Source organism: Pseudarthrobacter arbutini, assembly GCF_054510915.1.
Map to the genome: position 1 here is coordinate 196,735 of NZ_JBTNDQ010000002.1, position 17,810 is coordinate 214,544.

At 65.6% G+C, this 17,810-nt stretch carries 17 protein-coding genes; 7 read left to right on the forward strand and 10 right to left on the reverse strand.

Annotated features, from left to right (window positions below; genetic code table 11):
* Positions 1 to 12: 12 nt before the first annotated feature.
* The 3 genes from ACX80V_RS02975 to ACX80V_RS02985 form a co-directional block, all read right to left on the reverse strand.
* The gene (locus ACX80V_RS02975) at positions 13 to 1,884 is read right to left on the reverse strand and encodes a gamma-glutamyltransferase family protein (protein ID WP_485841871.1); all 1,872 of its coding nucleotides are present in this window, start codon (positions 1,882 to 1,884) and stop codon (positions 13 to 15) included.
* A gap of 104 nt (positions 1,885 to 1,988) precedes the next feature.
* Positions 1,989 to 3,245, reverse strand: a complete 1,257-nt coding sequence (locus tag ACX80V_RS02980) for an MFS transporter (RefSeq protein ID WP_485841872.1) — start codon at positions 3,243 to 3,245, stop codon at positions 1,989 to 1,991.
* Positions 3,246 to 3,283: 38 nt separating this feature from the next.
* A complete protein-coding gene (locus ACX80V_RS02985) occupies positions 3,284 to 5,443 on the reverse strand; it encodes an elongation factor G-like protein EF-G2 (protein WP_485841873.1) in 2,160 nt (719 codons plus the stop codon).
* A gap of 162 nt (positions 5,444 to 5,605) precedes the next feature.
* Between ACX80V_RS02985 and ACX80V_RS02990 the strand changes: the two genes are divergently transcribed.
* Complete coding sequence (locus ACX80V_RS02990) at positions 5,606 to 6,184, forward strand: hypothetical protein (RefSeq protein ID WP_485841874.1); 579 nt, start codon at positions 5,606 to 5,608, stop codon at positions 6,182 to 6,184.
* A 151-nt stretch (positions 6,185 to 6,335) separates the two neighbouring features.
* The gene (locus tag ACX80V_RS02995) at positions 6,336 to 7,676 is read left to right on the forward strand and encodes an HNH endonuclease signature motif containing protein (RefSeq protein WP_485841875.1); all 1,341 of its coding nucleotides are present in this window, start codon (positions 6,336 to 6,338) and stop codon (positions 7,674 to 7,676) included.
* Positions 7,677 to 7,681: 5 nt separating this feature from the next.
* Here ACX80V_RS02995 and ACX80V_RS03000 read toward each other — a convergent pair whose 3' ends face one another.
* Positions 7,682 to 7,828, reverse strand: a complete 147-nt coding sequence (locus tag ACX80V_RS03000) for a hypothetical protein (protein WP_485841876.1) — start codon at positions 7,826 to 7,828, stop codon at positions 7,682 to 7,684.
* Positions 7,829 to 8,028: 200 nt separating this feature from the next.
* Complete coding sequence (locus tag ACX80V_RS03005) at positions 8,029 to 8,964, reverse strand: 5'-3' exonuclease (RefSeq protein WP_485841877.1); 936 nt, start codon at positions 8,962 to 8,964, stop codon at positions 8,029 to 8,031.
* Positions 8,965 to 9,317: 353 nt separating this feature from the next.
* On the opposite strand from ACX80V_RS03005, the gene ACX80V_RS03010 reads away from it, so the two are divergent.
* Both ACX80V_RS03010 and ACX80V_RS03015 read left to right on the forward strand, forming a co-directional pair.
* Complete coding sequence (locus ACX80V_RS03010) at positions 9,318 to 10,133, forward strand: alpha/beta fold hydrolase (RefSeq protein WP_485841878.1); 816 nt, start codon at positions 9,318 to 9,320, stop codon at positions 10,131 to 10,133.
* Between the two features lie 63 nt (positions 10,134 to 10,196).
* Complete coding sequence (locus ACX80V_RS03015; protein ID WP_485841879.1) at positions 10,197 to 10,781, forward strand: histidine phosphatase family protein; 585 nt, start codon at positions 10,197 to 10,199, stop codon at positions 10,779 to 10,781.
* 5 nt (positions 10,782 to 10,786) lie between these two features.
* Here ACX80V_RS03015 and ACX80V_RS03020 read toward each other — a convergent pair whose 3' ends face one another.
* Positions 10,787 to 10,909: a hypothetical protein gene (locus ACX80V_RS03020; protein WP_485841880.1), complete on the reverse strand. Its 123-nt coding sequence runs from the start codon at positions 10,907 to 10,909 to the stop codon at positions 10,787 to 10,789.
* Between the two features lie 154 nt (positions 10,910 to 11,063).
* Here ACX80V_RS03020 and ACX80V_RS03025 point away from each other — a divergent pair, with 154 nt between their 5' ends.
* Entirely contained in the window at positions 11,064 to 11,603 is a 540-nt protein-coding gene (locus tag ACX80V_RS03025) for a dihydrofolate reductase family protein (RefSeq protein ID WP_485841881.1), read from the forward strand.
* A gap of 290 nt (positions 11,604 to 11,893) precedes the next feature.
* Complete coding sequence (gene rsgA / locus ACX80V_RS03030; protein ID WP_485841882.1) at positions 11,894 to 13,084, forward strand: ribosome small subunit-dependent GTPase A; 1,191 nt, start codon at positions 11,894 to 11,896, stop codon at positions 13,082 to 13,084.
* A 4-nt stretch (positions 13,085 to 13,088) separates the two neighbouring features.
* On the opposite strand, the gene ACX80V_RS03035 is transcribed toward rsgA, so the two are convergent.
* The 4 genes from ACX80V_RS03035 to ACX80V_RS03050 form a co-directional block, all read right to left on the reverse strand.
* On the reverse strand, positions 13,089 to 13,688 hold the full coding sequence (locus ACX80V_RS03035) for a DUF4389 domain-containing protein (RefSeq protein WP_485841883.1): 600 nt from the start codon (positions 13,686 to 13,688) through the stop codon (positions 13,089 to 13,091).
* A gap of 7 nt (positions 13,689 to 13,695) precedes the next feature.
* Entirely contained in the window at positions 13,696 to 14,685 is a 990-nt protein-coding gene (locus ACX80V_RS03040) for a hypothetical protein (RefSeq protein ID WP_485841884.1), read from the reverse strand.
* A gap of 287 nt (positions 14,686 to 14,972) precedes the next feature.
* Complete coding sequence (locus tag ACX80V_RS03045; RefSeq protein ID WP_083510516.1) at positions 14,973 to 16,418, reverse strand: short-chain fatty acid transporter; 1,446 nt, start codon at positions 16,416 to 16,418, stop codon at positions 14,973 to 14,975.
* A 72-nt stretch (positions 16,419 to 16,490) separates the two neighbouring features.
* Positions 16,491 to 17,429 carry a DUF5605 domain-containing protein gene (locus ACX80V_RS03050; RefSeq protein WP_485841885.1) on the reverse strand — a complete coding sequence of 313 codons (939 nt, stop codon included), beginning with the start codon at positions 17,427 to 17,429 and terminating at the stop codon, positions 16,491 to 16,493.
* Positions 17,430 to 17,436: 7 nt separating this feature from the next.
* On the opposite strand from ACX80V_RS03050, the gene ACX80V_RS03055 reads away from it, so the two are divergent.
* Complete coding sequence (locus ACX80V_RS03055; RefSeq protein ID WP_485841886.1) at positions 17,437 to 17,580, forward strand: triose-phosphate isomerase; 144 nt, start codon at positions 17,437 to 17,439, stop codon at positions 17,578 to 17,580.
* Positions 17,581 to 17,810: the final 230 nt, after the last annotated feature.

Genomic DNA, 17,810 nt, shown 5'->3' on the forward strand with positions numbered 1-17,810 from the left:
CGCCAGGTAGGCTCACGGCGACGGTTTGACCACCATCGCCGAACCGCCACCGCGCCGATCGGGCTCGGCAACAGCCGTCATGCTCTTGCCGGGTCCAAACTCGATGGCTGTCGCGGCGCCAATTTCTGCAGCTGAGGTGAAGGCGTCACCTGCTAGTACCAGGGTATGACCGTATAGTGCCAACGACTTCCCATGTTCGTCGATGAAGCCCTGCTCGGCCGTGACATTGAGGGTGTTGCGCTGGGATGCCCGCGGGGCCGCGAGCGAGTCCAGGATGCCCATACCCAGGTCCACCCTGTTGAGGATGGTCTGCAGCACCGTAGTGATAATGGTCGATCCGCCGGGCGAACCGAGCGCCAGGAACGGCTTCTCGTCCTTAAGGATGATGGTGGGAGACATCGACGAGCGCGGACGCTTCCCCGGCTCGATCCGGTTCGGGTCCTCCGGATTGGTCGACGTATAGGAGAAGTCGGTGAGCTCGTTGTTAAGCAGGAACCCGCGGCCGGGAACCACGATGCCGGACCCGCCGGTCTGCTCGATGGTGAGAGTGTATTCCACCACGTTGCCCCACTTATCAGCGACCGTGAGGTTGGTGGTGGAGATGTTTTCGGTGTCCGTCTCGCTGGCGGCTGCTGCAGGCGAAACCGTGCAGACGCCGTCGAACCCGGAAACATCACCGGCGGCGACGGGCTTCGGTGTCGCCGCCTGCTTCGGGTCGATTGCGCACGCCCGTTCCTTGCCAAACAGCGGGTTGGTCAGCGCTTCGGTGGGGACGTCGACAAATGCCGGGTCGCCCAGGTACTTGGCGCGGTCCGCGAAGGCGAGCGCGGTCGCTTCGAGGTAGTGGTGCAGGGCGCCAGGATTCTTGCCGTCAGGCTCACGCATCTCACCGAGGTTGAACGGTTCCAGGATGTTCAGCGCTTCGCCCACGGTGGTCCCGCCACTGCTGGAAGGCGCCATGCCGTAGACGTCATAGCCGCGGTACTCCACATGCGTGGGTTCCCGGTCCAGCGTCCGGTATGCGGCGAGATCCGCCGTCGTCAGGTAGCCCGGAAGGGCTGGAATGCTGGTGGGCGGGACAGTCACAGGAGGCACCCAGGCGGGGTCTTTCGGCGGGTCCTTGACAGTTGCCGCGATCTCCGTCGCGAGCTGTCCGCCGTAGAAGGCGTCGGTTCCTTCCTTCGCGAGGAGCTGGTACGTCTTGGCGAGGTCCTTGCTGTGGAAAACACTGCCGACGGCGGGTGCGTCGCCGCCGGGAAGGAACAAGCCGCTCGTCGACGTGAAAGCGGAGAAACGAACCTTATTGTCAAGCGTTTGCTGGCGGAACGTTTCGTCCACCACAAAGCCGCGGTTCGCGACCTCAATGGCAGGTTCGAGGGCCTCGGCGAGGTCCAGAGTTCCCCACCGCTCCAGTGCCCGTTCCCACGTGGCAGGCGTGCCGGGGACACCAACCGAGACACCGCTCGAGACCAGCTCGGCGAATGTATAGAGGACGCCGGTTGCCGGATTCACGAACGCGGTGGTCGGCATCGTTGCCGGAGCCGTTTCCCGGCCATCGATGGTTCCCACTTTGCCGGACTTCGCGTCGTAGAACACGAAGTATCCGCCTCCGCCGACGCCGGCGCTGTAGGGCTCGGTCACACCCAGGGTCGCGGCCGCGGCGACGGCGGCATCCGCCGCATTGCCGCCGTCGCGCAGGACCTCGATCGCCGCAGCGGACGCCTCCGGGTCAACGGTGCTCACCGCCCCGCCGTACCCGGTCGCCATCGCCTCCTTCTTGATTTCCCGGGGATCAGCAAACGCGGGACCGGTCACCGCCCCACCCGTCACGCTCAAGGCCAGAACAGCCGTTACAGCAGCCAATTGACGTCGCACACTAGGCATGATCTCTCCCAAGTCAGGGTGTTGCGCAGGGTGGGTTTTCGCCACGATACTCCGCCGGGTTGGGACACTCAAGGCTCAACTTTTTTTGTGCCGAGGCCATGGCTTCAGGCCGGTGTGCCGGCTTCGGTGGTGGCAGTGTCGGCCGGCGAGCGCCGCCGCCGGCTCGCCAGCAGGAACGGCACGGCGAACAGTTCGATCACTCCGCTGATAGCCAGCGACAACGGATAGCCGTATACGTCCGCTGCCCGGCCCATCAGCGGCTGCACCACAATTCCACCGCTGGATCCCATGAGTGAATCGAAGCTGAGCACCGTTGCCCGCTGCTTTGAAGCAATCATGTCGTTCAAATAGGCCTGCCGCACCGGGGTGCCCGCCGCTGAGATCAGGGCCCACAGCACCAGCAGCAGCAACGCCACCCAAAACACACGCGTAATGCCGAGGGCCACTAGGATCAAGGCGCCCATGCTGCTGCTCACTACCAGGACCGTGGTGCGTTTGCGGACCAGGCGCCGGACCATGGGCGCCAGCCAGCCGCCCACCACCTGCGCGCCGGCCACAATGCCCGCCGCGAGGCCGGCGACGGAGTAGGCGCGCGGGTCACCGAAGAGCTCCAGCAGGTAGGGCTGCAGAGCATAGAAAACATAGATCCCGACGCCGGCGCTGAAAGGCGCTGCGAGCATGATGTACCGTACGGGCGGGTTTTTCAGGCCGTTTTCGATGGAGGCGGACAGCACGTCCCGGCTCGCCTTGAGCGGATGGGGAGAACGTTCCGGAGTGAAGCCCACATCGCGCATCAGCCAAAAGGCCACCCCGAACATCGCCAGGAGCACTCCCACGCGCAACAGGAACGGCACGCCGAGGTCAGTGGCCTGGGCAATCACGCCGCCGGCCGTCGAACCGACGAGCATCGCGATGCCAGAGACCATCAATGCCCGCCCGAACACTGCCTCCAACTCACCGTCGTAGCCGGAGAAACGCAACGCATCCACCAGCCAAGCCTCCACGGCCCCGGAGAAGAACGTGAAGCCCAGGCCCAGCAGAACCGACACCACTGCCCAGGCCCAGAAGGGAGCTGACAACTGCCAGAGCAGGTAGTACAGGTAGGTGGAGGCAGCCAGGGTCACCGTTCCGAGCAGGAATGAGACCCGGCGTCCCCAACCGTCCGCGATGACCCCGGTAGGCACTTCGAACAGGACCATGCCGGCCGTGAAAAAGGCGTTGGCCGCGAATGCTTCCAGGTTGCTCAGCCCGGCATCCAACAGAAAGAGCGTATTGATGCCCCAGATGAAGGAGGCCGCAAGGGTGTTGCCCAGCGTCAGGGTGAGGTAGATGCGCTGGATCTTCCGCGCGGCGGCGTTCATGACGATCCGTTCATGACGATCCGTTCATAACGTGGCGTTCATGAGCCGCTGGGCACCGGGTCATGCCGGAGGTACCGGCGCCGGAACCGGCCGGTCCCGGCAGTCAGCGCCCGCAGCTCCACAGCGTACTTCAGCAGTTCCTGGTCCGGGACTTCCGCGCTGATTTCGGTCAGCTCACTACCGGAGGTGGCCGTGCCGGTGAGCCGTCCGCGGCGTGCTGAGAGGTCACTCATCACGGCCCCCACGTGCGCCTCGGACACGGTGATGCTGACCGCGGAAACCGGCTCGAGCAGCTGGATACGACCGGCCGCGGCAGCCTCCCGGAGCGCCAGGGCCCCCGCCGCCTGGAAGGCGGCGTCGGAAGAGTCAACGCTGTGGGCCTTGCCGCCCACCAGCGTGACGCGGAGGTCCACCACGGGGAACCCGGCAGCCAGCCCTTTCTGCATCTGCGCACGCACCCCTTTCTCCACGGAGGAAATGAACGTTCCGGGGATCACCCCGCCCACCGTTTTGTCGACGAATTCGAACCCGCCGCCACGGTCCAGCGGCTCCACGTCGATGTCGCAGACGGCATACTGCCCGTGGCCGCCGGACTGTTTGACGTGCCGGCCGTGGCCCGTCGCCGGGGCGGCGAACGTTTCCCGCAGTGGCGTCACGACGTCAATGGTGTGCAGCTTCACGCCCTGGTCGCGCAGCCTGTCCAGCACCACCTCGGCATGGGCCTCCCCCATGCACCAGAGGATCAGCTGGTGGGTTTCCGCATTCCGCTCAACCCGCAGCGTGGGATCGCCGGCGGCCACCTTCGCCAGACTCCGGGCCAGCGCGTCCTCGTCACTGCGCGAGTCCGCCTCGACTGCCACCGGCATCAGTGGCTCCGGCATCTCCCAGGTAGCCAGCAGGAGCGGCTGGTCCTTCGCCGAAATGGTGTCCCCGGTTTCGGCGCTTCCGAGTTTCGCCACCGCGCAGATGTCACCGGCCACGCAGTGCGCGACAGGGCGCAGGGTGGGGCCCAGCGGAGAATACAGGTGGGTGACGCGCTCGTCGGTGTCATGGTCCTGATGGCCGCGGTCCGCGAGCCCGTGCCCGCCGACGTGCACGGGAGTATCAGCACGTAAAGTACCTGAAAATACACGCGTCAGGCAGACCCTCCCCAGGAACGGATCAATGGTGGTGCGGACCACCTCAGCCGCCAGCGGCCCGTCCGGGTCACAGGCCAAGGCCGCCGCTGGAGCGCCCGCCAGGTCAGTCACCTCCGGGAGGCCGCCCTCCACCGGCGACGGGAAGCCCCGGGTCAGGACTTCCAGCAGTTCCGCCGTGCCGAGGCCGGTGACAGCCGAGGCCGGCACCACCGGGAAAAAGGAACCGCGGGCGACGGCGGTTTCCAGGTCCGCGATGAGGACATCGGTATCGATGTCCTCACCACCCAGATAGCGGTCCATCAGGGTCTCGTCCTCGCTCTCGGCGATGATCCCTTCGATGAGCCGGCCCCGGGCGGCGTCCGACGCCGCGCGCTCACCGGCGTCAACGTCCCGGGAACCTGCGGCCGCCTCCCCGGCGGAGTAGTCAGAGACTGTGCCCGTCAGCAGTCCCAGCAGCCCGCTGGTTTCGCCGCCGGACCGGACCGGGACGTACAACGGCAGCACCGCGTCGCCGAACGCCTGCTGGCAGGCGGCCAGGACGCCGTCGTAATCTGCCCGGGGGTGGTCCAGGCGGGTGATGACCACAGCCCGCGGCATCCCGAGGCTTTGGCATTCGCCCCAGAGCGCCGTAGTGGTGGCGTCGATGCCGTCAACGGCGGAGACAACAAAGAGGGCGGCGTCCGCAGCCCGGAGCCCCGCCCGAAGTTCGCCGATAAAGTCCGGATATCCCGGAGTATCCAGCAGGTTCACCTTGGTCCCGTCGACGAGCAGCGGAACCAGGGACAGCGTGACCGACCGTTGCTGCCGCACGGCCGAAGGGTCGGAATCGCTGACGGTGGTGCCCTCCGCGATGGAGCCTTTGCGTGAGATCATGCCGTGGGCGGCCAGCATTGCTTCGATCAGCAGGGTCTTCCCGGCGCCCGAATGCCCCACGAGCGCCACGTTGCGTACCTGTTCCGGATCTGTTGCCGCGATGCCGTGCGGAGCATCAGCCCGGCGCACCTCCGGTCCTCCCCGCCCCGGTGTCCGTGCTGCGTCCTTTGCGGCTTTCACTGACATGGGAACCTCCTGGCGTCTTTGCCATGCACCGGGCCGAATCGTGTTCTCTGATTCGACACCCTGGCGGGCGCAAGGGCAAGAGCACGCGCCGGGACGAGGTGGCCGCAGCGGAGGATAATGGCAGCCAGAGCCCAAGAGTCCGTGCCACTGTGAGGGGGTCCCATGCAGCCGGTTCCGCGCATCACAGTGGAGGTTCCCGTCCTCACGGTTGGTGCGGGCCCGTCCGACTACGAGGCGCTGGCCAGCTATGTCAATGCCCTGCGCAGGCCGCAGGGGCTGCACATGACGCTGCTGCATATCGGCATCCTGGCGGATTTTGCGCAGGACGTCGCCGACTGGACCAAGGGGAACACCTCGGCCGGTGAAGCCGCCCGCCGCACGACGGGCTGGTTGCAGGGCCTGCCCGTAATTGACGGGTTTGCGGGCACCTCGGAACAAGTGATCGTGCTAGGTGGCGGCGGCATCTCCGGGCTCGAAGTAGATGTGCCCGATCGCGTGCACGACTACCAGGTGTCCCTGGTGCAGGGCCTGCATGATCTGCTGGACCGGCTCCTCGTGGACAATGTGGACGACTTCATCCTCAGCTCACCGGCACTGGGCTACCGGTACCCGCACTGGGTGCCCCATGTCGCCGTCGGCCGTCCCCTGTCGCGGGATCACCGGCCGCGGACGATTGCCCCGCTGACCCTCGTCTTTAGCCCGTCGCGGATCAGGAACGAACGGTTCCTCACGGCTGGCTGAGCTGCCAACGCGTCAGAGCGCGGCACCGTTCCAGGCCCGCACGCTGCGCGAACGGACACTTGAGGCCCCACGCGAAAAACTTTCCCAAAGTATTTCTCGTCACTGGCTAGAGGGGACCTTTAATGTCAGTGCCTCGCAAGATGATGTGAGTATGACAAGGACAACCGGGGTGGAGGCGTTGGAGGCCATTAAGGCTTCTGTCGCTGCGCTTGCTCTGGTGATCCCTGGCACAGGCCCCACCGGTCAAGGGGAACAGGATCCGCTGCGGCATCAGTCTGACGGCTGGCTGGACACCCTCGCGGAGGCTGCCCGGCTGCAAGCTGCCGCGGCTGCCCTGGTAGTCCACGCCGCCGCAGGGTTCGCAGACACCACACGGGTGATGGCCTCCCCGAACGCGCTGCCGCAGGGCCGCATCGCTCAGGAGATGGCGGTAGTCGCTGAGGTCGCGTGCGTCCTGACGGTCAGCGAACGGACGGCCGGTGCGCTCCTGTCCGAGGCCCACGAACTGACAACCACCCTCCCGCTGACGCTGGCCGCCCTGCAGGACGGGAGCATTTCGTGGCAGCACGCCCGGGCCATGGTCGACGAAACCGCGAACTTGGACCCAGCCGGCGCCGCCGCGTTGGAAGCCCACTTTCTGGACCCCGACGCACCCAACCCTGCACAAGGCTGCCCCGCGGGGGAACTCGTGCCGTCCCTGTTCCGGCGCAAAGCCCGGACCTGGCGCGAACGCCACCATCCGGACAGCATCGAAAAACGCCACACCAAAAGCGCCCTGGACCGCCGGCTGGAGTTCGCCCCGGACCGGGACGGCATGGCCTGGCTGAGCGCGTACCTCCCCGCGGACCAGGCGGCCGGAATCTGGGACCGCACCACCACGGCCGCCCGCGCCCTCCAAGGACCCCATGAGGACCGGAACCTGAGCCAAATCCGCGCCGACGTGGCCGCCAAATGGCTCCTTGGCGGCACTGCGGAGCGCGTGACGTCACCGTCGGCGCAGGTGCTCGTGACCGTGCCGGTGTTCGCCCTCATGGGCCTCACCGAGGAACCCGCAATGCTCGATGGGTACGGCCCCATCCCGGCGTCGATGGCCAGCCGTCTGATGGCCGAAAGTTCCTCGTCGTTCCACCGTGTCTTGACTGATCCCCGCGACGGGGCGCCGCTGGAGATCGGACGGACCAGCTACCGCATCCCCGTCAGCATGCGGCAATGGCTCCGTCTGCGGGACGGGAAATGCCCGTTCCCCGGCTGCAGCAACCAGTCTCTGGACAATGACGCCGACCACCTTCTCTCCTGGGCCGACGGCGGCACCACCGGCATCATTAACCTCGGGCAGCCATGCCCCAAGCACCACAGGCTGAAACACACCAGCGGCTGGACACCCACTGGGGCGACCACCGACAAGCCACCCGGCTGGATTTCACCGACAGGCCGTCAGTACGCCAGCGAACAACAGGACTGGGAACCACCCGTTTGGCCACCGAAATCCTGAACCAACTATGGCACCGGGAACTTGGTCCTGCCCTGCCCGGAGACTCCCTGCCGGGCGAACGGCTTGAAGGTCTGCGCCAGGTAGATCCCATGCCGGAGTGGGTCTGGCTGCAGTGGCCGCTCGACGATCCTGCCCCGGACGATCTGCCGCATGACCTGTTCCCACCTGACGAGCTTGAACCATGTCTTGGCGCGGCCAGGCCTGAAGATCCCCTTCCGGCTTGGAGCTGGCAACAGGCACCAGTCGACGAACCATGGCCGGAGTGGGGCGTCCCTCAGATGGTCTAGCTCCTCCGGGGCTCGGCTGCGGCGTCGGGACCGGACGCTCCAGTCCGCGTATGCAGCAATCACCGCTACTGCCGGTCAAGCGCGTCGAGCAGCCGTTTGACCGAGCCTCCAAGGTTCCATTCGACGCCGAGACGCTCCAGTTCGGCGCGCGATTCCCCGTCGACGGGGTGAAGCTGCGCACCCGCTTCCTCGAGGGTGGGAAGCGGGAGGTCGCGCACAATTTTCACCACCGTTGGCGCGACCGTCAGGTAGTCCGCGGCCGCGGCGAGCTTTGACCGCACGGACGCGGATACCCCGCCTCCCCCGTCAGCAGCCGCAGCGAGCAAGTTCTCCAGCGTGCCGTACTCGCCCAGGAGCGACGCGGCGGTCTTCTCACCGATACCGGCAACACCCGGCAGCCCGTCGGAGGCGTCGCCGCGAAGGGTCGCGTAATCGGCATACTGTTCGGGCAGCACGCGGTACTTCCCGACGACGACGACGTCCGTCACGACTTCGAGGTTCCTCATGCCCCGCGCGGTGTAGATCACCCGGACCTGACGGTCATCATTGACGGTCTGGAAAAGATCACGGTCGCCGGTGACCACATCCACGGGTAGGTCCGCGTGGCTGGCATAGGTCCCGACGACGTCATCGGCCTCGTGTTCCGCCGCCCCCACGATGGCGATGCCGGCGAGCTCGAGCACGCGGCGGATCATCGGAAGCTGCGCCTCGAGCGCGTCCGGGACGACCTCGACGTCAGGGGCATCCGGCACAAGCTCGGCAACCCGGTGCGACTTGTAGGTCGGGATGAGGTCCACGCGCCACTGCGGACGCCAGTCGTCGTCCCAGCAGGCAATCAGATGCGTTGCCCCGTATTCCGTGGTGAGGCGGGCGATCATGTCCAGGAGACCGCGAACCGCGTTCACCGGCGTTCCGTCAGCACGGCGGATCGTGTCCGGCAAGCCATAAAAGGCGCGAAAGTACAGTGACGCAGTATCAAGCAGCATCAGGCGGTGTGGCATACCTGATCCTGACACGGAAGCAGCTGCCGGGCTACGAGCATTTACCAGCGACAGAACGCTCCCTTGGGGTTAGGATGCCTCTATCGGTTCAAGCAGCGGGCCAACCTTCTGTGTTTGTGAGGTTTCCCCTTGGCCGAAGATGCACCCGTAAAGACCGCACCCCGCGTGCCCTTGAAGCAGGCTTCGGACCCGCACGCGCTGCCACGTCATCACGACGACGAACGGAACGACCCCGCCGCAGCGGCTGACCGGAAAGCTGCTCCCAACCCCTATGGATTCGACCGAGAGCACTGGCCGGGCCCCTGAGCCCGGGTGGTGTCCTGCGATGAGCGCGCGAACTCCAGGCTGACGACATGCCCCACCTCAGCGTCAACGGTGTTGATCTCTACTACGAAGAGAGCGGCCAAGGGACACCAATACTAGGCGTGCACGGAACACCCAGTTCGGCTGTGATGTGGGCGGACGCGGCAACCGAACTCGCCCGGCATGGCCGCTGCATCATCTACGACCGCAGGGGTTTCCACCGCAGTGCCCCGCCGCGGCCGTTCGCGACCTTGGATCTGGTGGATCATGTCGACGACGCAGCGGCAGTCCTGGCGGCGCTCCATGCCGGGCCGGCAATCGTGATCGGCCGCAGCACAGGCGGCCTGATCGCCGTCGAACTTGCCCGCCGTTTCCCGGACAAAGTCAAAGCCCTGGTCCTCCTGGAACCGGCGTTGTTCACCATCGCTCCGGATGCGGACGCGTGGGCCCGCGGCCTGCGCCGCCATGTGCTCGAGCGCACGAACGGTCAGCCCGGGCTTGCCGCCGAGGTTGTAATTCGGGAAGCCCTTGGGGAGGCGACATGGGAGTCGTTTCCCCCCGGGCTCAAACAGATGTTTGCTGGCACGAGCCACGCTGTCCTGGCCGAAATCAACGGCCACGGCCTGGATCTCAGCGACGATGCTTTGGAACTGAACGAGGAGCAACTCGCCGGGATCCGCCGGCCCGCCCTGATCGTCTCCGCCGAGGACTCCCCCGAGGCCTGCCGGTCCGTGAACGCACGGTTGTCGGGTGCGTTGCCCTTTACCCATACGGTTCTGGTCCCGGGCGGGCATCTCATTGATCCCGCCCATCCGGCTGTCCTGGACTTCATCGACCGCAACGCCGGACCGGACCCTTGGGCCTAGAAAGGTTGCCTTGATCCTGGCGGCTGCCCGGACCGTGCCGGCCGTCAGGGCAGAATAGACAGCATGACCCTTACGACCTTCGCCCTGATCCGCCATGGCCAGACAGACTGGAATGCGCAGCGTCGGCTCCAGGGAGCCACCGACATTCCGCTGAATGACGTCGGCCGCGGCCAGGCACGCGACGCCGTCGACGTCCTGTCAGACTACGAGTGGGATGCGATCGTGTCCTCGCCGCTTAGCCGCGCCGCGGAAACCGCCAGCGTGATTGCGGACGGGCTGGGGCTGAGCGTTACGCGGCACATTCCGGCGCTCGCCGAACGCAGCTTCGGACCGGCAGAGGGGTTGCAGGCCGGCCCCGAGCTGGAGGCCCTGCGCATACCCGGTGGTTACCGCGGCGCCGAAAGCGAGGAAGACGCGGCCGCGCGCGGGTTGGGTGCACTGGAAGCGCTAGCCGAAGAATTCCCCGCCCGCCGCGTCCTTGTGGTCGCCCACGGCACACTCCTCCGGGTGAGCCTTAACCGCGCCATCGGCCGCACATTGCACGGGATCGACAACGCGGTGCTGAACCTGGCCCACTACCATGCCACCGAGGGCTGGCACCTCGAATACTTCAACGGTGAGCGCGTAGTGGCTGCAGCCCAGGGCTGATAAACCTAGGCGTCCGCCGTAACCTCTAACGTGGCTGCGGCCATTTCGCCCAGCAGGCCCAGGACCGTTTCCGTTTCTTCCGGTTTCACCTGGTAGCGGACTACCACCTGGAAGTACGTCTCTGACATATCGGCATTCCTCGCTGTGGAAAGTATGGGCTGCTCCACTCTATTGCTCGCCGCACGGACCCATGAGCCGCCACCACAAGGGCGTAAGCCAGAGTTGCCGGCAGGCGCCACGGTGGTCTTGACCGTGACATCGGCGCTGGATAGCGTCGCGACTATGAGCACCATCTTTGGCGGCATGGCGGTCAGCCTCGATGGCTACATCCGTTCAGAGAACGGGGACCTGTCATGGCTGAACGATGCCATGGCCAAGAATGAGGATTACGGATTCGAGGCAACTGAGCGCAGAACCGGAGCCTATGTCATGGGTGCCAATACCTACCGGGAAATGGCGGCAATGGGCGGCCGGGGCTCCGCGGTTCCCACGTATGTTCTCTCCCACGATGAAACTCTGACCACGGGACGGAACACGCACCTGTACTCCGGCGATTTGCGCGATCTTGTCGCCCGGATAAAGCCCGCCATCCCTGAGGAGAAGGACATTTGCGTGTTCGGCGGCGGTCAGCTCATCACTGAATTCATCGAGTTAGGTCTGCTGGACGAACTGGCCGTCGCCGTCGTGCCGGTCATCCTCGGCGGCGGAGTGCCGTTCTTCGGCAGGATCAGCGAATGGAAAAAGCTTGCGCTCCGGGAGTGCCGCTCCTTTCCGTCCGGCATCGTGCTGCTGGACTACCAACTGACCGGCCCCACCGGCTAACGGGAACCGGCGCGGCCGAACGAAACGGAAGCTGCCCTATTCAACTCAACCCCGGCCAGCTACACTCAGAGCCGAGAGTCCGTGACAGCATCCGGACATCTGGAGAGAAACGGAGGTGGTTTTGATGACTGCTACAGCCCCGCGCCCAGAGCGCCCCGCACGCATCAAACCAATCACCACCGTCTCCAGCATCCGCACGGCGTAAGCGCCCAACACAGCAACGGACAGGCCCAACGGCCGCAGGGCTGCGCTGATTCCGGAAGTCTGGAGACCTCTCCCGAGGACTCACCTTGAACAATTCCTCAGGCACCAGCCTGGACAGCTACTCCCCATCAACCTCCGACTCGATCCCCGGCCCCGAAGGGCCCACAACGTACGGCTACTCCCCCGCCGTCGCGGGTTATTTTGACGCCCACCAACCCCAACACCGGACCCGCCACCCAGCGAACCAACACAGCGAGCGCGGACGGGTGGTGCGCCTGGACCGCAACCTCGTGCTCACAGCGGTCGGCGGCGAACTTCTCCACCTGCCGTACCCGCTCGACGCCGGCGTTCCGGTCACCGGCGACTGGGTCTGGATCGGGCCCAACCGCGCGGGCGGCCGCCAGATCACCGGGATCCTCCCGCGCCGGTCTGAGCTCAGCCGGAAGCGCGCCTTTGAAGATTCCTCGGAGGCGCAGGTGCTGGCCGCGAACATGGATGTGGTGGGTGTGGTGGTCCCGGTGGACCGGCCGCTCACGCACAACCGCCTCGAACGCACGCTCGTTGCAGCCTGGGATTCCGGCGCGGTTCCGCTGGTGATCATCACCAAAGCCGACCTTGCGGACATAGCGGACGACGTCGTCGGGAAGGTCATCCTGCAGGCGGCGGGCGTGGACGTGGTCACCACGTCAGCCGAGAACGGCGACGGGATCGATGCGCTGCTGGAGCACCTGCCGCCGCACGGCACGCTGGTCCTCCTCGGCCCGTCGGGCGCCGGCAAGTCCACGCTCATCAACGCGCTGGTGGGTCGCGAGGTCCAGCACACCGGTGAGGTCCGGTCCGGTGACTTCAAAGGCAAGCACACCACCACGTCCCGGGAACTCGTGCCGCTGGCGAACGGAGCCGTCCTCATGGACACTCCGGGCGTCCGGGGATTCGGATTGTTCGACGCCGGTGAAGGCCTTGGTGAGATGTTCGGGGACGTGGAGGAACTGGCCAGCCGCTGCCGGTTCGCTGACTGCGCGCACCAGCAGGAGCCCGGCTGCGCCGTGCAGGCGGCTTTGGCGGACGGGACACTCGGTGAGCGCCGCTGGCTGAGCTACGGCAAACTCCAGCGCGAACTCGCCGCCCTGGCCCGCCGCACCGATGCCGCCGCCCGCCGGGCCTACCAGCGCGAGTGGCACCAGAAGGTGGTGGTGGCAGGGAAATCGCAGCGTGCCGCTGAACGTGACAGTTCCGAGCGGCGGGAGGAGCAACGGTCCAAACGCAAGCGGCGCTGAGCAGTCATTGACCCTGATTGCGCACTGTAGGATCCGACGGCGGCGGGGGTCCACCCGGCGGCGGGCCTGCCGGCGGAAGGGGGCCGGCCGGCGGGGCCGGGGCAGGCAGCCTGGCGCCTTCGCCGGTGCCTGGCTGCCACGCCTGGAGTTCTGATGGGCCCTGGTCCAGGCGGAACGGCGGATATTCATCGCGCATCAGGGCTGCGTAGGTGATGACGCGGTAGATCCAGCGGTTGAAGCCCATGAGAAGGTCGAACAGTGGGCGCTGGTAGCGGCCGCTGAACAGCAGTATTACCGCCGCAACAAGGACCAGGAAGCCGAACAGTGAAAATCCCGTCCCGGTCTCATACCTGATCCCTGGGGTCTGGGGGTCGGTCCAACGGACGGTGCTGGTGCCGGTCAGCGCAGCAATGATCACGAAGTGCGGTAGGGCAAGGAGCCACCACTTGACCAGCACAAGCCCCCGGGACAGCCGTTCCGGGTAATCCACCTCGAAATCAGCAGGGTAGTCCGTCCTGGCAAGGGTGAAGGGCGGATACCTGTCCGTGCCCAGCGCCCCGTAGGTGTAGAAGGCCACCCGCCAGCCCCAACGCAGCACTCCCACGTTGAAGTTAAACAGGGAATGTGGATAGCGGCCCGTAAAACAAGATGGCGAACCCGGCAATGATGGTGACCACCACAAACGCGAACCACAGGAAGAACAGCACAACAAAATGCGGGATGGCCAGGAACCACTTCACCAGCCACATCCATCTGGAGAGCACCGGGTCGAGTTCACCGCGAAGCCGCGCCGGGTACGGCGACAGCCCGGCGGCAGACTGGACGTTTGGGGACTGGACGTTTGGAGCCTGGCTGGCGGGGCCCTGGTAGGCGGACGGCGTTGCGGCGCCGGGATACGCGGCCGGCACCGCAGCGGTGGGTGACGGTGTGTGCCTGCCCAGCCCCTGGGCGCCAAAGATCAGTAGTGGCACGCCGAGAACCAACAGGATGACGCCCGCTGTGAGCAGGCCGGCGGCAATCGGGCCGAACAGCTCGGACCGGAACCCGGCCTGCAGATCCGCCGAAACTCCGGCGCTGGCATCCGCGTTCATAACCACCACAGACCAGTCCCCTGCCTCGATTTTCCAATCCAGGTTCCGTTGGCCGCTGCCCGCTGTGGAAGCCGCCCAGAAGTCCTGGTCGGCGGGGGCTGACAATTGGGTTGTGCCCTGCACCTCGCGGTACTCGGCGCGGAACGGCCGGAACTCCACATCCCGCAATTCGGAGTAGTTGGAGCCGGCGAGGTAGCGGTCAACGTCCGCCCTGGGCGCTATGCCGACAAAAATGTCTTTGCCTGTATTGGCAGACTCAGCCCCTATCCGGATGCTGCCCACGTCGAAGGGCAGGGGTCCGGGGTAGGAGTCCCCTCGCATGTTGTCCGCCCTGGCGGAAACGATGGCTGTGGAATCGACAGCAAAGCGTTCCCTCGGAGAGGTGAGGTAGCCTCCGTCGTCCTGGAGCGAGTTGACCCACGAAGCGCCAATTCCCCCGAAGAGCAGCCCACCGCCCAGCATCGATAACAAAATGCCGAGAATGAGCATTGTGATGGAACGAGCACGCATGGGAGTCCTCCCTCGTCGTCGTTTTCCGGTTATTTGGGCGCCGGCCCGCCCCGCTTCAGTCCCGCCGGAGTCCTGCCTGAGGGCACCACTGTTGCCGGGATTCCAAAACAATGACTGCTGGAACACGGGCAGCCCCGGCTGTCTGGGGGCTGGTTCTCTGAAAACCGCCTTCCGATGGAACGGCATCCACGCGGGCCGGTGGACCGGGCTGCTGCCGGTGAAAACAGACTACGCCTGCAGGGGACGGCCATCTAGGTTCCGCAGCCTGATTGGGGGTTTTGGCCCCGCTATTGCCCTGCGGGCATCACCGGCGGCACGAACTGGAATGTCATCCCGAGCAGCCAGACCAGCAGCAGTACCACCGGCAGGTGGAACAGGAACTGCAGGAAGGTGAAGCCCACGAGGTCCCGTGCCCGGAGCCGCAGCACTGCGAGCAGCGGAAGCATAAAGAACGGGTTGATCAGGTTGGGCAGGGCCTCGGCGATGTTATAGATCTGCACGGTCCAGCCGAGGTTCATCTGCACATCGGTCGCGGACTGCATCACATAGGGCGCCTCCACAAGCCACTTACCGCCGCCGGACGGGACCAGCAGGCCCAGCACGGCGGTGTAGAGCGCAATGACCACAGCGAACGCGCCCCCACCGCCGATGTCCGAGAAGAACTCTGCCAGATGCGCGGAAATGGTCATCCCGCCGTGGCCGGTGGCTTTGGTCAGGATCGCCGCCATGGCCGCGTACAGCGGGAACTGGACCAGGATCCCGGCGGTAGCCGGAACAGCCTTGGTAACGGCCTGCAGGAATTTCCGTGGTGTCCCGTGCAGCACCAGGCCCAGGATCAGGAAGACCAGCAGGTAGCCGTTGAGGCTGCTGACCACGGTCAGGAACGGCTTCGTCAGGAACTGGGAGACCAACCAGCCCAGGGTCAGGATGCCCGCAAGGATCGGCAGGATCATGCTGTATTCGAGCCACTCGCCCGGGCGTGAACGGGGCGCCGATTCGCTGGGTTCGTCGTCGAGGTCGACGCCGAGATCCTCAGCTGTGCGGATCGCGCCGCCCTGGGGCGCGGAGAAATGTGCGATCACAGTGGTGAGGGCCATCAGGATGGCCAGGGTGAGCAGTGACTGCCAGGTGAAAATCGTTGTCCCGAAGTCCAGGATGCCGGTGATTTTCAGCAGGGCAGGCGGCAGCGAGGCAGCGGTGGCCTGCAGTTGGGCCGCGGACGAGGACAGCCCCAGCGCCCAGACAGCTCCGAGGCCCATAAACGCCGCCGCGCCCAGTGCACGGTAGTCCACCGTGAGGTCCTTGCGCCGCGCAATGGCCCGGGCCAGCAGTCCACCGAAGATGAGGCTCAGACCCCAGTTCAGGAAGGACACGGACATCGACATCAACGCCACGAAGCTGACCGCGGTGCGTGCCGTGGCAGGAATCAGCGCCAGCCGGTTGATGAGCTTCGCCACCGGCGGCGACGTGGCCACCACATAACCGGTCAGGACCACCATGGCCATCTGCAGCGTGAATGCCGTCAGATCCCAGAAGCCGTTGCCGAAAGAGTCGGCGATCGACTGCGGTGAAGCACCGATCGCCAAGGCGGCGACGGCGATGATGACCACACCGGCCAGGGCAAAGATGTAGGCATCCGGGAACCATTTCTCGGTCCAGGCCGCCATCCGTTGAGCTACTCTGGCGAGCCCGCGTTCTTCGGTTCCGGTCTTGGTCAGGACTGTGTCAGCCACAGCGGACTACCTCTCCATTGAGTGCAATTGCGTACCCGAGGGAGTCTAGTTCCGTTCCTTTGGGAACCTCGGTTAGCTGACGGCGCGGATCCTGACGGCGATGAAATGGCGGCCCGGAAGCTCCACCCGGAACCGCCCCGTCACCGTGCCGGGCAGGGTGTCAATGGTCATGTTCCAGGTGTCGATGATGTCCACCTGGTACTTTCGCCCGGCGGGCATCACGAAGTCCCTGTACGTGGGCTGGTTGAAGCCGAAGTAGTTGAGCTCGCATTCGTACCGGATGCCGGCCGTGGGGACGTCCCAGGAGCTGGGCAGCGGTTCCAGGAAACCGCCGGGGGTCTCGTCCAGGATGCGGCGAAGGAAGGCGATGCGCTCGGGGCTGCTGCCGTGGAAGTCTCCGCCCTTGGCCCACCACAAGACGTCTCGTTCGTGCATGTATATTTCGCCGTGGCCCACATAGCCGCCGCGGACGGCACCTTCCTCGTCGATGACCACCGGCTTCTGCCAGCGGTCCCGCCACTCCCCCGTGAACTCAGCGGTTTTATGCACATCCTGGCGCTGGATGCTGCTGTGCGTGACCCACGGCCGGCTGTAGTCGAAGAAGTCCTGGCAGTTGTGGATGGACATCAGATGCCCGCTCGGGTCGTTGGCCTGGACAATGCCGGCGAAGCGCTCCCAGTCCTCAGTGCTTTTGCGGAACAGCAGGTCGTATTCGTTGGCCAGGGACCACCAGATGTTCCAGTGTGAAGCCAGCCGGGCCACCGCGTACTTGAGGTAGCGGTCGTCCTGGCCCGGGGTCATGGTGGAGAAGCCCCAGCGGTCGTACGCGTGGAAGAGGATGAGGTCGGCTTCGATGCCGAGCTCGTCCAGCTGGCTGATGCGCTGTTCGAGGTGGCGGTAGAAGGCAGGGTTGGGCCGCTCGTAGTCGAAGCCGGCTGCCAGGGAGCCCTCGAACGGGTACAGGTCCGGTTCGTTCTCATTGAACAGGTACGACTTGGGGAAGACGCACATCCGCATCTTGTTTGCGCAGTGCACCGACGAGATCGATGCCGCCCTCAACCGCGCCCAGTCGCTGGGACCCGCCGGACGGACCATCGTGGCCTACGAGCCGCAATGGGCCATCGGCGCCCCGGAACCCGCCACCCCCGGACTACATCGTTGAGGTAGAGGGCCAATCCTTCATGTGCGCCGAAATCGATCCGACGGTCTTGTTCTGATAGGTACAGGGTGGAACCCTTGGGGGCCAACATTGTGGCAAGGGTTTCGGTCACGGCATCGACCGTCAGCTCGGGCAGTTCGTCAATCTCAATTTCGATATCACACTCAATGACCTCACCGTTGGTCGCCATTTGGGTTCCCCCCGCCAACAACGCGGATTCGGTGACCGCGCCC

Excerpts from the sequence above, each read along its gene's own strand:
- ACX80V_RS03000 (WP_485841876.1), bottom strand. The coding sequence starts at position 7,828 with ATGCGGCAGATCGTCCGGGGCAGGATCGTCGAGCGGCCACTGCAGCCA.
- ACX80V_RS02995 (WP_485841875.1), top strand. The coding sequence starts at position 6,336 with ATGACAAGGACAACCGGGGTGGAGGCGTTGGAGGCCATTAAGGCTTCT.
- ACX80V_RS02980 (WP_485841872.1), bottom strand. The coding sequence starts at position 3,245 with ATGAACGCCGCCGCGCGGAAGATCCAGCGCATCTACCTCACCCTGACG.
- ACX80V_RS02985 (WP_485841873.1), bottom strand. The coding sequence starts at position 5,443 with ATGTCAGTGAAAGCCGCAAAGGACGCAGCACGGACACCGGGGCGGGGA.
- ACX80V_RS03015 (WP_485841879.1), top strand. The coding sequence starts at position 10,197 with ATGACCCTTACGACCTTCGCCCTGATCCGCCATGGCCAGACAGACTGG.
- ACX80V_RS03005 (WP_485841877.1), bottom strand. The coding sequence starts at position 8,964 with ATGCCACACCGCCTGATGCTGCTTGATACTGCGTCACTGTACTTTCGC.
- ACX80V_RS03040 (WP_485841884.1), bottom strand. The coding sequence starts at position 14,685 with ATGCGTGCTCGTTCCATCACAATGCTCATTCTCGGCATTTTGTTATCG.
- ACX80V_RS03025 (WP_485841881.1), top strand. The coding sequence starts at position 11,064 with ATGAGCACCATCTTTGGCGGCATGGCGGTCAGCCTCGATGGCTACATC.
- ACX80V_RS03010 (WP_485841878.1), top strand. The coding sequence starts at position 9,318 with ATGCCCCACCTCAGCGTCAACGGTGTTGATCTCTACTACGAAGAGAGC.
- ACX80V_RS02990 (WP_485841874.1), top strand. The coding sequence starts at position 5,606 with ATGCAGCCGGTTCCGCGCATCACAGTGGAGGTTCCCGTCCTCACGGTT.
- ACX80V_RS02975 (WP_485841871.1), bottom strand. The coding sequence starts at position 1,884 with ATGCCTAGTGTGCGACGTCAATTGGCTGCTGTAACGGCTGTTCTGGCC.
- ACX80V_RS03020 (WP_485841880.1), bottom strand. The coding sequence starts at position 10,909 with ATGTCAGAGACGTACTTCCAGGTGGTAGTCCGCTACCAGGTGAAACCG.
- ACX80V_RS03050 (WP_485841885.1), bottom strand. The coding sequence starts at position 17,429 with ATGTGCGTCTTCCCCAAGTCGTACCTGTTCAATGAGAACGAACCGGAC.